General features: G+C 47.4%; 13 protein-coding genes and 1 pseudogene. 8 read left to right on the top strand and 6 right to left on the bottom strand.

Going from position 1 to position 13232, the window contains the following annotated elements:
• Positions 1–7: 7 nt before the first annotated feature.
• Positions 8–271 carry a YkgJ family cysteine cluster protein gene (locus HP548_RS19560; RefSeq protein WP_076290989.1) on the top strand — a complete coding sequence of 88 codons (264 nt, stop codon included), beginning with the start codon at positions 8–10 and terminating at the stop codon, positions 269–271.
• Between the two features lie 76 nt (positions 272–347).
• Positions 348–551, top strand: a complete 204-nt coding sequence (locus tag HP548_RS19565; protein ID WP_099852769.1) for a hypothetical protein — start codon at positions 348–350, stop codon at positions 549–551.
• Positions 552–630: 79 nt separating this feature from the next.
• On the opposite strand, the gene HP548_RS19570 is transcribed toward HP548_RS19565, so the two are convergent.
• The 3 genes and pseudogenes from HP548_RS19570 to HP548_RS19580 form a co-directional block, all read right to left on the bottom strand.
• Positions 631–1752, bottom strand: coding sequence for an AbrB family transcriptional regulator (locus tag HP548_RS19570; protein WP_175382583.1), 1122 nt, complete (start codon positions 1750–1752; stop codon positions 631–633).
• Positions 1753–1905: 153 nt separating this feature from the next.
• The gene (locus HP548_RS19575; RefSeq protein ID WP_099852763.1) at positions 1906–3237 is read right to left on the bottom strand and encodes an MFS transporter; all 1332 of its coding nucleotides are present in this window, start codon (positions 3235–3237) and stop codon (positions 1906–1908) included.
• A gap of 77 nt (positions 3238–3314) precedes the next feature.
• Positions 3315–4011, bottom strand: a pseudogene (locus tag HP548_RS19580) (O-methyltransferase).
• Positions 4012–4149: 138 nt separating this feature from the next.
• On the opposite strand from HP548_RS19580, the gene HP548_RS19585 reads away from it, so the two are divergent.
• Positions 4150–5046 carry a LysR family transcriptional regulator gene (locus HP548_RS19585; protein ID WP_175382584.1) on the top strand — a complete coding sequence of 299 codons (897 nt, stop codon included), beginning with the start codon at positions 4150–4152 and terminating at the stop codon, positions 5044–5046.
• A 29-nt stretch (positions 5047–5075) separates the two neighbouring features.
• Here HP548_RS19585 and HP548_RS19590 read toward each other — a convergent pair whose 3' ends face one another.
• Positions 5076–5804: a YoaK family protein gene (locus HP548_RS19590; RefSeq protein ID WP_175382585.1), complete on the bottom strand. Its 729-nt coding sequence runs from the start codon at positions 5802–5804 to the stop codon at positions 5076–5078.
• A gap of 133 nt (positions 5805–5937) precedes the next feature.
• Positions 5938–6807 carry a prolyl oligopeptidase family serine peptidase gene (locus tag HP548_RS19595; protein WP_083679052.1) on the bottom strand — a complete coding sequence of 290 codons (870 nt, stop codon included), beginning with the start codon at positions 6805–6807 and terminating at the stop codon, positions 5938–5940.
• 243 nt (positions 6808–7050) lie between these two features.
• On the opposite strand from HP548_RS19595, the gene HP548_RS19600 reads away from it, so the two are divergent.
• Positions 7051–7797 carry a GTP pyrophosphokinase gene (locus HP548_RS19600; protein ID WP_076291139.1) on the top strand — a complete coding sequence of 249 codons (747 nt, stop codon included), beginning with the start codon at positions 7051–7053 and terminating at the stop codon, positions 7795–7797.
• Positions 7798–7838: 41 nt separating this feature from the next.
• Positions 7839–9080: a multidrug effflux MFS transporter gene (locus tag HP548_RS19605; RefSeq protein ID WP_175382586.1), complete on the top strand. Its 1242-nt coding sequence runs from the start codon at positions 7839–7841 to the stop codon at positions 9078–9080.
• Between the two features lie 131 nt (positions 9081–9211).
• Here HP548_RS19605 and HP548_RS19610 read toward each other — a convergent pair whose 3' ends face one another.
• Positions 9212–9805 carry a hypothetical protein gene (locus HP548_RS19610; protein WP_175382587.1) on the bottom strand — a complete coding sequence of 198 codons (594 nt, stop codon included), beginning with the start codon at positions 9803–9805 and terminating at the stop codon, positions 9212–9214.
• A gap of 260 nt (positions 9806–10065) precedes the next feature.
• On the opposite strand from HP548_RS19610, the gene HP548_RS19615 reads away from it, so the two are divergent.
• The 3 genes from HP548_RS19615 (at position 10066) to HP548_RS19625 (ending at position 13209) form a co-directional block, all read left to right on the top strand.
• Positions 10066–11061 carry an iron-hydroxamate ABC transporter substrate-binding protein gene (locus HP548_RS19615; protein ID WP_257219268.1) on the top strand — a complete coding sequence of 332 codons (996 nt, stop codon included), beginning with the start codon at positions 10066–10068 and terminating at the stop codon, positions 11059–11061.
• A 156-nt stretch (positions 11062–11217) separates the two neighbouring features.
• Complete coding sequence (locus HP548_RS19620) at positions 11218–11838, top strand: flavin reductase family protein (RefSeq protein WP_175382588.1); 621 nt, start codon at positions 11218–11220, stop codon at positions 11836–11838.
• A gap of 213 nt (positions 11839–12051) precedes the next feature.
• On the top strand, positions 12052–13209 hold the full coding sequence (locus HP548_RS19625) for a type III polyketide synthase (RefSeq protein ID WP_099852745.1): 1158 nt from the start codon (positions 12052–12054) through the stop codon (positions 13207–13209).
• The last annotated feature ends 23 nt before the right edge of the window (positions 13210–13232 follow it).

Raw genomic sequence — 13232 nt, forward strand, 5'->3', positions numbered from 1 at the left:
AATAATTATGGAATGCAGGACAGGCTGTGCCGCATGCTGTATCGCAATTTCGATCTCATCGCCGATACCCGGGATGGCTAACGGCAAGCCCGCAGGTGTGCGTTGTGTACAGCTGACGGAGGACAATCGCTGCGGAATCTTTGGTCAGAAAGAACGCCCCGCTGTATGCAGCGGATTACAGGCCTCGGAAGAGATGTGTGGCAGCACGGACCAGGAGGCGTTTGAACGTTTGAGCTGGCTGGAGCAGGAAACTGCCCCGAGTTCAGCGTGACAGAGTTGTTTTGAGGGAAAAGGATAATTATACTTAATATGGAAGGGGATTGAGATAAGAAAGGGGTATGGGATGAATGGAACTTGCCAAGCGGTTTGTAATGATCGTTTTGAATATGATTGGAGAACTGTGGATGGGCTTCTACAGGCGAAATTCAGACTTCTATGACAAGCAGACATCAGGGGCAAAAAGCAAACTTGGCTATTATGCATTTATTATTGGGGCGACCGCTGTAACCGTGTGCATTGTGAGCTGGATGTATAGTCAGGTTTATTCATAAAATGAGCAAACACATAAAAGAGAGTATCCGTACGCTGGAAATCAGTCGGATACTCTCTTTGGTATGTCCACTTCCTATTTTACGTGACCGAAGAGTGGGTGCTCACCTCTTTTTTCCTCAACATATGCATGAGAATTATCTTAAGGAGCGAAGAGACGATAAAGAAAATAAATAAGATGCGAAACAACTGATATCCGGACACCACCGATAGGTTGGCATTGACTTCATGAGCCATGATACTCATTTGGTCCATTCCGCCAGGTGCCATGCTCAGCAATGATGTAGCCGCGGAGAGGGAGAACATCTTCATTAATATATAGCTCAAGCCAAGCGAACCTGCAATGAGGAGAACACTGCTCGTGATTGCGAGTGTTATGGTTTGCATTTTGCGTTGCAGCTGCTGAGGACGAAGCATCAGACCCACATGACTGCCAATCATCAATTGTGAAATGTTAAGCAGGGACGACGGCAGATTGGGTGTGTGCATTGTTGTGCTTAATTGAATAACACACATGACGATCATGGGCCCAAGCATAAACGCTGTCGGAAACCGAAGCTTGCGTGCAATCCACGCACCAGCGACACAGAGCGGGGCATAGAGCAAGATTTCGGGAAAGAGTGTTGCCCAAGTTGTTGTCTCGATCATTGGTTGGTGCAAGCCTCCACCTGTCGTTCCGCCGATCCATGGACTAAACAGCAGGAACGGAACACAGAATACAATCATGATCAGGCGCGTGACCTGCAAAAAAGTAACGAGCGTCAGATTGATGGATTTCATCTCATCCGCAAGGGAGACCATCTGCGACAGCCCACCAGGAATGCTGCCAACCAGCAGGGAGGGAAAGTCAAAGTCTGTCAGCTTTGAAGCAACATAGGCGGTCAATGTACATAATCCGATTAAGAGCAGGGTCATGAGCAACATCATAGGTAACTGGTGCAGAATGCCTTGCAGTGCTTCTCTCGTCAGTGTTAATCCGATGGAGTAACCCACGATTAGAATACCATAGTCCCGAATGGAAGCGGGCCACATGAGCGGCAGCTTGGCAATCTGTGAACCAACCAGCATAAAAAACATCGGGCCAAGAAGCCAAGGAATAGGAGTATGGATCACTGTAAATAGTAACCCGCCAAGAATGGAGACACCCAAACTTAGAAAAAACCGAAAGACAACGTGGGAACCGAGCTTGTGCATCAGTTCCATCCGCGTTGTCTTCCGGCTGCATGAGGTAGATTGAAGTACATGTAAGATCACTCCTGATGATATGATACAATGATTGATCCTTGGACGGTGATTGGTTCATACCAAGCAGGACAGGCAGCTGATTTATCCACTGTCCTGCTGAATGGTTATCATTTATCTGTTCGCCGCGAGAACACGGGCAGATGGCTTCGGTTCTTTGAACATCATATAGTACATCAGCGATGAAATCACGTATAAACTGCCTGTAATGCTGAACGTGATCGCGTAACCCCAATAAGTGCCATAAGTGGTTACGAGGTAGGATTGAACGGGTCCCATCGTAGCCCATCCAATCATAAAGGCGGTCTGCATCAGTGAATTGGCGATTCCACGGCGTTTGTCCGATACTCTGTCCACCAGAATGGCGGATTGAATCGGATTAGCTGCATTCATCAGCGCTTGTCTGAATAAGAAACTCACCGAAGCGATGAGCAGCAGATTCGTGAAGCCGGTCAACAGCAGGAAGGGCAGTGACATGATCTGAAAGATGACGACAGCTCGAACACTGCCCACCTTGGCCGCAAGTGTAGGTCCAATCAGCATCGATACAATGGTCATGATCTGACCCAATGAAATGAGCAGACTCATGGCACTTAAGGATACCGAAAAACGGTTAGTGAAATACAGATTCAAATAAGGCACAACCAGTCCAGAACCAAATCCAATTAATAATTGGGTTATGACAAATTGACCGATCAAACGGGAATCTTTCTTTTGGTTAAGAGTATCGTTATTACTGCCTTGTTCTACGGAATGAACGACATCCTGTTTGCCATCGGTTGCAGATGTTGCAGATTCAATGACAGGTTGCGCCGGAGTATCCGCTTGCGGAGCCTTCTTATCTTCGGATACAAATAACATCGGAATAAACGCAACCAGTGTAGCTGCACCACCTACGAACAATACTGTCTGCAAACCCGTGACTTTGGCAAGGCCGGCTGTATGAAGCAGGTCTGCAAAAACGCCACCACCTAAGCTGCCGAGTACCTGAGAAGCGAGTACGAGGGAGGAGTAGTAGCTGAACATCTTCAGTCGTTGACTTTTCTTCACATTCTCAGCGAGGAAAGGAATGGCCAGTACTTGAAATACGCCAGCGAAAAGTCCTGAAAATACAGCAAACCAGATCAGTCCGCTAGCAGAATAATCGAAGGAACGGCCAATCAGAAAGATTCCGCTGAACAATGCGCCGGTAATCAGCAGCCGCTTACGGCTAAAGAAATCGCCGCATAGTCCGATGGGAACAAACATAATCGCTGTCGCAAGTGATTGAATACTTACAATCTGGCCGTTCATTGTATCATTGTAGCCTAGACCCTGAATGTACAAATTGTACAAGACAGAGAACATGCCATTTCCGATCTGATACAAGATGCTTGCCAGAAAAAACAATTGAATATTGCGGGACCAGCCCCGAATTTCAGCATGAATCTGTTGTAGAAGTCTCAAGTGGTTTCCCCCAGTCTGCCTGTGCAGTGATTTTAGTTTAACAGGAATGGGGGATTTGAGGAAGAATTGACCACCGTTTATTTTGCAGTAGGGGATTCCAGCACTCGGGCAATCACGAATCCATCGTAGCCTTTAGTGCCTACAGTCTGCAGTGCTGTAGCTTCAAGACGCGGGTTATCTGCAATTAATTTCAGGAAAGACTGAACGCCCTGAACTCTATTGTCCGTACTGTCTGCATTGATAACTTCGCCGTCCCTGACGATATTGTCACCAATAATCAGACTTCCCGGACGAGCCAGACGCAGCGCCCATCGCAAATAGTCGGGATTACTCGGTTTGTCAGCATCAATGAAGATGAAATCAAAGGGTTCTCTGTACTCTTCCTGAACGTCGGGAAGCGTAGTCAGGGCAGGACCTACTCGAAGATCAACCTTGTGCATAAGTCCTGCACGCGTGAGGTTGGTTCGTGCCATCTCTGCATGGCGTGGCTCTGCTTCCAGTGTGACGATACGTCCGTGGTCGGGAATGGCTCTGGCCATCCAGATCGTACTGTATCCGCCAAGCGTCCAGCACACGAGTTGCGCCTTGTATTTGAAGCAGGAGCTGAAGCAATTTCCCTTGATTAGGTGCTACATCATGAGCGGGCAAGCCGGCTTCCGCATTGGTACGTAGTGCCTGCTCCAGCAGGGAATCCGAGGGGATTAATAAGGTGTTCAAATAGTTGTCGACTTGACTCCAGGTTTGCTGTTGAGCAGAACCATTCACATTGTTCATCGTTATCTGTTCCTTTCCGATTGCATGTATTGGATTTCATACTTAAACTATAAAGCGAACAGATACATAAATAAAATATATATTATGTATGTTAATATAACTTTAGATTATATATTTCAAGTGAAGGAGGTGTAGCGGTTGAATTTGCACGGATTACGATTGTTTCATGCTATTGTGAGATATGGGGGAGTTACGCGTGCGGCGGAAGAACTCAACATTAGTCAGCCAGCGGTATCCTCTCAGGTAAAGAGATTTGAGCGGGAATTGGGCATTCCATTATTTGCTTCGGAAGGGAGAAGACTGGTTCTTACCGATGCTGGAATGCAATTAACAGGCTACGCGGAACGTCTGTTCATGCTGGAGCAGGATGTCGAGAACTTTGTGCAGGATTTTCGGGCAGGCAAGAAGGGGTTGATTCGTCTTACCGCAACCTATTTGCCTTCGAATTTTCTTCTGCCGGGCTGGATTGCCCGCTTCAAGCAAATGCATGAGGATGTGGAGCTGGTTGTGAGCACAACCAATACTCGGATGGCTTTTGACCAACTGCTGCGTTATGAGGCCGAGATTGCAGTTTATGGTGGAAGTGGCATTACACATTCAGGTGTTCATTGGGACGAATTGTTTGAAGATGAAATGTGGTTTGTGGTACATCCCGATCATCCTTATGCGGGAAAGGAAATTGAGCTTCGGGAGATGGTGGCAGAGCCCTTCATTATGCGTGAAGAAGGCAGCGCTACACGGGAGCGTCTCGTCTCTCTTTGCACAACAAATAACCTGGCCGCTCCCCGCATTGCGCTTCAGTTCAATGGGTTGAACGAAACAATTAGTGCGGTGAAGGCAGGTTACGGGGCCAACTTTATTTCTTCTCTGGTCGTAAAGGAAGATGTACAACAGGGCAGGTTGGCACGTGTATTCGTTCGAGGTGTACAGTTGAAAAACACGGTAGCCGTATGTACACGAGCAGGTGAAGTGTTATCTCCTGCCGCACAGCATCTGGTTGAACTCATCAGACAGGAAGCATCATTAATGAAATGAAATAAACTAGTTGAAAAATTGCATGAGAGCTAACGTTGAACGTCATCCGTCGCTGTTTTGTTCGCTCCTCTGGAGTATAATCGGGCGTACAGGGTGACTCCACCAACGATCAGAACAGGTATCCATACTGCCATCATAGGTACGTGGTGGAACAACATCGCAGCTAGAATAACGCCGCCCAAATAGATCACAACGGCACCTGCACGAAGGTAGGAATCTACTGATAGCGCTTTGACCAGCGAGCGGATATTGGCGTGTCGCAGTCGCTGAAGGATGCTTACCGCATCCTCAACCACGGCGGCCAGATTATTGGTGAGCACGGTCGTCGAGATACCGGCAATTCCAATGCGGCGTGCTGCAGTCGTTTGCATCCCCATGGCTGTGGCCAGCATGGCAATCAGCAGATAGGATAGTTGTTCCGAATATGGACTGATCATGGCGATGGCAAAGAGCAGAAGCAATATACTTTCTACAGTGAACACGGTGGTGACTCGCGAAGACCAGCCATTTTTCGTCTGCACATGTCCAATCATGTGTGCAGCAATGGCATTTCCGGCAATAAAACCAATGAGGGCAAGGAGTGCACGCAGCACAACAAATTCCTGAGCACGGGCAATTGCGATCCCCAGCAGTACAATATTGCCCGTCATATTGGCTGTGAGCACATGGCCCAGTCCCAGGTATCCGATCACATCTACCATTCCAGCAGACATGCATAACAGCAGCATTGCGTACTTTTGGAGGGTATTTTGATTCATAATCATCCGTCCTTTCCAAAAACGTAACCCCTCCAGTATACATCCACAACGCATGATCCTTCAAAATGAAGTTTATGATGCCAGCCAAATTTTCCATAGCAGCAAACATGTTTAAATCTTCCCCATCTTGAAGCTAAGGAGCTGCGAGCCAATCAAACATATTGTTCACTGCCGCCTCATGCGCGCTTTCCTGAAAGCGATGATCCTGTCCCCCATAAGCGTGAAACGTAACGTTGGCACCTCTGCGTTTCAGCCAATGATACATTCGGGTTCCATGACTGTAGTTCACCTGCGTATCAGACGTGCCATGCATGATCAGCACAGGACAATGGAGTTTGTGTGCCTTCGACAAGGGGGAACGGGCGAGATAAGCCTCCGGAACTGAACGTGGTGTACCGCCCAGCACTCTTTTCAAAGTACGTCTCAAGTCGGTTCGTTCATGATAGGTGCGTTCCACATCGGCGACACCGCTCCAAAGCACCAGTTTATGTACCTGCTGAGGCCCTTCATTGTAGGTTGTTGCTGTATGTACGGCATTAATGGCTCCACGCGAAAATCCCATCATTGAAATTCGCTTCGTATCGGCAAAGGGCCACTCTTGTACAAGTCGATAAGCGGCATGTACATCCTCGGCATCTCGTCCGCCATATTCGTCATGTCCTTCACCACCCTCGTTACCACGATATGATGGAGCGAACACGATATAACCTTTACGGACAAATTGCTCCAGCCAAGTGGTATTTACCCCACCATAGTTGCCCAGCCCACCCCGGCAATAGATCAGAACCGGCCAACGTGTATCAATACTGTCCATGGTGTGTTGTTCTACAGGAGGGTAGCGGCTAGCGAGCTGTTGCATTTGCATGGATTCTTGGGTCACGGTGAAGCTTTGGAAGGCAGAGCTGGTATGTGGGTCTTCTAATTGCGAGAAGGCGGGTAAGGAGCACCCGTCAGGCAGGCATAAATAGCCTTTTACCCGAAGCGCATCGGACGAATACGTCACATGATAGAGCAGGGGAATCGACCTCTTTCATCGGAAATGGCGTGCCAATTGACAATGATTCTTCTTTAGGATGCGCCTAAACGAGGTTCCCATACCTTTCCGTCAGCAACAGCCGTTCGGTGCGAGAAATTCGTTTATTGGCTCCATATGATTTATAATGGTTCAGGAGACATGTGGATTGACCTCTGTCCTCTTATTTATAAAACTAACTTTAGTGTGCACGAAGAAAGGAAGAAAACCATGATGAACGCTCCACATCCGATTGATCAATTCAAGAAATTTAAATATGAAATTACGAGATTTATGATGATCTATAAATTTGCTTTGGATCAAATGGAGACCAAAATTGAAGTGCTGAAGGAAGAATTTCAGTCGCTGCATGATTACAGCCCGATCGAACATACGAAATCCAGATTAAAGTCACCTGAGAGTATTATGAACAAGATGTTTCGTAAAAATCATGAGTTAACTTTTGAAAGTATCAAGGAAAATATTAAGGATATCGCCGGTGTACGTATTACCTGCTCTTTTATCTCCGATATCTACCGCATTAAGGATATGCTGTGCAATCAAAGTGACCTGCGTGTGCTGGAAGTGAAAGATTATATCCAGAATCCGAAGCCAAACGGTTACCAGAGCCTTCATCTTCTGGTTGAGGTGCCTGTTTACATGTCTAATGGACAAGAGCGGGCGTGTGTGGAAATCCAGATTCGTACCATCGCGATGGATTTTTGGGCGAGCCTGGAGCATAAGATCTTTTATAAATACAATAAGGATGTTCCTGAGCGTTTAACGAAAGAACTGAAAAGTGCAGCAGACTCTGCCAACGCATTGGATCAGCAAATGGAGAGACTTCACCGGGAGATTCAGGAGATCAAGGACGCCGAGAACGAACGTGATGAAGAAGAATTGCGCCGGATCATCATTAACAATCAACAGTTCACACTACCTTCCAACTTGCTCAAGCTGCTGGGAGACGGGGAACACTAAGGAAACGAGAACTACCGCAGGGAAAGGAATATGTTATTCATATGAAAAGTACACCAGCTTCATTAAGCACCAATTCTACATCCCGTGTACGTATGGCATTGATTCTGGGGACACTGTCGGCCTTTGGCCCGCTGTCCCTGGATATGTATTTGCCGGCGCTGCCCACACTGGCCGATGAGTTCCAGTCATCCACTTCCTATGCGCAGCTTAGTCTAACTGCATGTATGGTCGGACTAGCGGTAGGGCAGCTGCTGGCTGGACCTTTAAGTGATGTGCGTGGTCGTCGTACACCGCTTATTGCGGGCCTTATACTTTATACGATTGCTTCCATACTCTGCCTGGTCAGCCCAACGATGGGCTCCTTTGTTGTGCTGCGTTTCATTCAGGGTGCAGCAGGAGCTGCGGGAATAGTCATCTCACGTGCAGTAGTGAGGGATGTGTATTCCGGTCCGGAACTTACCCGTTTCTTCTCCCTCTTAATGCTGATTAATGGGGTCGCACCGATTGCTGCACCAATTATAGGCGGGCAATTGCTTGCGTATACGTCGTGGCGCGGCGTATTTATTTTGCTGAGTATCATCGGTATTTTGACTTTAGTTGCTGTCGTGGTTGGTCTTGGTGAGACACTGCCTACAGAACGACGATCCAGCGGAGGACTGAAGCAGACGCTGGTTACATTCCGCAAAATCGCAGGGGATCGCCTGTTCATGGGATACGCTTTAACCCAAGGGTTTGTATCTGCTGGCATGTTTGCCTACATATCGGGTTCGCCGTTCGTGCTTCAAAAAATATATGGCATCTCCCCGCAAATGTTCAGTGTCTGCTTTGCCATTAACGGTCTCGGTATCATACTGGCAAGTCAGATTGCCGGAAGACTTGCGGGTAAAGTATCTGAAACCCGTCTATTAGTCGCAGGACTGATAACTGCTGCTCTGGGAGGAACATCACTGCTCATCGCCATTCTGGCGGGAGGTAATCTGATTTCGGTCCTGATCCCGTTATTTCTTGTGGTATCCAGTGTGGGTCTGGTTAATACGGCTTCCTTCGCACTGGCGATGGCCAATCAGGAGAAATCAGCAGGCAGTGCATCAGCACTTATCGGAGTGATGACGTTCCTGTTCGGTGGTATTGTCGCTCCACTTGTGGGTCTTGGAGGAGAAGGCACAGCCGTGCCAATGGGCATTGTAATCGCTTGTGCGGATCTTGGCGCATTGCTGATATACTTTTTGATGGTAAGCAAAGGCAAGAGGGGGATCCGTCGGGATAAACAACGGTTGGCGTGAAATGTATTGCCTTGTTGTTCTGATTTGAAAAATGTATTGCTCGCAATAAAGAATATTTTGACTATAAAAAGCGCTCCAGTTGGAAGGCTCATTCCTTCAACTGGGGCGCTTGTTCTATGTCTGAACGTGCTTTAGCAGAGAGCAAACAAAATCTGTGTATTAAGCAGGATACCTGGAGTAAGGAACGGATAGAAGTAACCGATGACAAAACCGAACAGATTGGTGGAAGGCCACATTAAGTAAACGTCATTGTACGTGAATACAAGGGACCAGCGGTTATAACAGAAATTTTGCAGTACACGTTGCTCGGGATCACGAGGTGTTGCTACTCCTGTTTGGGCAAATTGCACAGCCTGGGTCAGATTCTGGGGCTGTTGCTGGATAAATAGTGGTAGAAGACCAGGGCTGCTTTTGATCAAGTTATACAGAAAAACCATTTCTGCCGGGGGCTGACCTACTGGGCGAGGATAGGCACCAAGCAAGGTAGGCAGATTGCCTTGTGTTAGCTGAGCGGGTATACCCGGTGCCGTACCGGGGACGCCTCCAGGAAAGTAAGGAGGTTGACCACCACTAGCTCCGCCCGGAATGAATGGGGGATAGGAACCTGGTGCTCCTGGGAAACCTGGCACTGGCTGACCTCCTGGAGCGCCTCCCGGGAACAGCGGCGGCAATTGAAACGAACGATCCTCATCATATCCTGAATAAGTGTTATAAACGTAATCCATGTACGAACATCCTTCCTGTCATCGTATTCTGGAATCAGCATATGGCGGCATCCGCCTAAATGTGAATCGTTGGAATGAAGGTGTCTTCGACCTTAAAAGGCAAAAGCTGCATTGACAACTTCGTTGATAACAATTATCATTGTCAATGGAATTGGACAAAAGTACATACCTGTATTATATGCATGAATAATGTATAAACGTCTAAGTCTGTCATAACAACTCAATCCATTGAGGTGTTCATATTGAAAGGGGATAGTCACGTGTTTAAGAAAAATAAAAAAATGATCATGCTTCTGATCACCGTAATGGTCATGTCCATCTGGCTGGCAGCTTGCGGATCGAAACCAGCAGATAACGGTACAGCAGCAGGAGAGAACAATACAGCAACGGAGACAGAGACACAGACAGAAGCTCCGACAGAACGTACATTGACAGATGCAATGGGGCATGAAGTGAAAATTCCTGCTAATCCGGAGCGTATCATCGCTTCGTATCTGGAAGATAACCTGGTTACACTCGGCGTTAAGCCAGTTGCTCAATGGTCTGTAGCCAACGGAATCCAAGAGTATTTGCAAAAAGATTTGGACGGCATTCCTACGATTGCTTTCGATCTTCCTTTCGAAGCGGTAACAAGCTTCAACCCGGATCTGATTATTATCGGTTCCGAAAGTGTGGTTGAGGGTGAGAAATACGCTCAATACAGCAAGATCGCACCTACTTATGTACTTGGCGATGAGATCAATAGCGATTGGCGCAAAACCCTGTTGAAAATCGGCGAAATTCTGAATAAAGGCGATGAAGCACAAAAAGCGCTGGATGAATACGAAGTGAAAGCCACAGAAATCAAGGAAAAAATCAACACAGTCACAGGTGGAACGAAATCGGCAGCGGCCATCTGGTTGGTTAGTGGCAAATTCTTCATCGTAAGTGACAATGTATCCAGTGGTGAAGTGATGTACAAGGAACTGGGACTTGCTGAGCCTGAAGTAGTGAAAGAAATCTCTGCTAATGCGACAGGTAACTGGTCTTCCATCTCGCTGGAAAAATTGGCGGAAATGGATGTAGACTACTTGTTCTTTGTGAATAGTGATGAAGGTACAGGTTCAGAAGCACTGAAAGATCCGGTATGGCAAAGCATCCCGGCAGTGAAAAACGGTAACTTGTTTGAATTTACCCGTTCGAGCAGCTGGTTGTATAGCGGAGTTCAAGCGAACCTTCAAATTATGGAAGACATTCAGAACAGTATTGTAAAATAATAGAGATCAAATACGAAACTGAATGCATACACTCCTTGGTGCGATGGGCACCAGGGAGTTTTTTGTGATTTCAACATTTTACGATATATAATAAATGAAGCGAAGATCGTGAGAAAGTAAGTATCATTTTACGATCATGGAAGGGGATAGCTTATGATGTATACTTTGGACCCACGAGAACTGACGGGCAGAGATAACTATAAACTGATGAGTGGTTCGGTTGTGCCACGCCCAATCGCATTTGTGACAACACTTTCTCATGATGGCAGCGTCATTAATGCAGCACCCTTTAGTTTTTTTAATATCGTTAGCTCTGACCCACCGATATTATCGATATCCATCGCTCGCAAGGATGGCGTTATGAAAGATACGGCTCGCAATGTGCTTTCCGGGAAAGAACTCGTTGTACATATCTGTGATGAATCGATCGCTCTTGACATGAACGAGACGGCTGCCTTGCTGGAGCCCCACGAGAGTGAGCTGGAACGGACAAACCTGACGACTGTACCAAGTACTGTGGTTTCCGTACCATCAATACAGGAAGCACTCATTCGGATGGAGTGTAAGTTGTATCAGCATATTCCGATATCGAACGATGAGGGAAAACCTGTGAGTGATCTGATTCTGGTTCGAATTGTACAATATCATTTCAGTGAAAACGTGTATGATCCTGCCACCAATTATATATTGATGGATCAGCTCAAACCGATCAGCAGGCTGGCAGGGAATGACTATGCCAAACTTGGCGAGAGATTTACCGTGGTCAGGCCGGAGTAACAGTGGAGCGGGTTGAACGACATGTTGAAGGAAGGGTCGGGATAACATAATAGTAATCATCCTTTAATAAGACGGACAACATGTGCGGAATTCGCATGTGTTGTCCGTCTTTGCGTGTTTCGTGAACATAAAGGGGGCAAGCCTCGAATAGACTTGTACTATATCCTGCACATGTGACATGAACCTATTTTATATATAAGGAGGTTGGAGCCGATGAACCAACTTGATGGAACTGTACCCGCAGCAAGTATCATGGGAATTGGAACGGCATTGCCTGTTCACCGCATTGAGCAAAAGGATGTGTCTGCTCGGCTCGCACAAGCGCTGGAGCATGAGCCGGATTCCAGACGATGGGCCAAGCGAATATTCAACCAGTGTGGTGTTGAGACACGTTATACATGTGAACCGAATCTGCTGGAGCCAGTTGAGTCTTGCCGTTATCTACCCTTTACCCAGAGGGAGAACGTTCCGACCACAGCCGAACGTATGGGAAAATATAAGGAAGCAGCCGTTCCGCTTGGAATTCAGGCAGCACGTCTGGCACTCGAGGATGCCGTCGTTTCGACCTCGGAGATTACACATCTCATTACCGTTAGTTGTACAGGGCAATTCCTGCCCGGTCTCGATGTTCGGCTGATTCAGCAGCTTGAACTATCGCCGCGTATTAACCGAATTCCGCTTGTATTTCAGGGGTGCGCAGCCGGTCTGAAAGCTGTACAGTTGGCGAATTCGATTGTGACGAGTGACAAAGACGCTACCGTTCTTATCGTATGTGTGGAGCTGTGCACCCTTCATTTTCAGCCTTCCGCCAAGCGGGATGATCTGTTCGCGGCGTCCTTCTTCGGGGATGGCGCATCTGCTTGTGTTGTGGGCCTGTCCGGATTAGGACGTAAAGAGCTGTTCAGATTGGGTAGCGGGGATTCCGTATTGCTGCCAGACTGTTCAGAAGAGATGATCTGGGAGGTGGGCAATACTGGCTTCGATCTATATCTTTCTCCACAGATCCCAAAACTGCTCGGCTTACATCTTGGTCCAGAGGTTGAACGATTGCTGGACGGCAGCGATCTACCGGAGATCTGGGCGATCCATCCTGGGGGCAGAGGTATTGTGGATGCGGTGCAGAAGCTGTATCAGCTGTCAGATGAGCAAGTTGCTTACAGCCGGAACATTTTACGGGATTATGGAAATCTATCCTCTGTGACGATTTTGTTTGTTTTACAAGCCATCCGCGATGATTATCGCAAAAGGGAGGAAGCTTCCAGCGGAATTGCACTTGCATTTGGACCGGGACTGACGGCGGAATTGCTTCCTTTTACTTATGTTCCTGCATCCGTTGAAGAAAGAGAACCAGTGAATCAAGGCATGATTTAAAAAGAGAACGGAATTACCAATCT

It is taken from the genome of Paenibacillus taichungensis, from assembly GCF_013359905.1.
GTDB classification, from domain to species: domain Bacteria; phylum Bacillota; class Bacilli; order Paenibacillales; family Paenibacillaceae; genus Paenibacillus; species Paenibacillus taichungensis.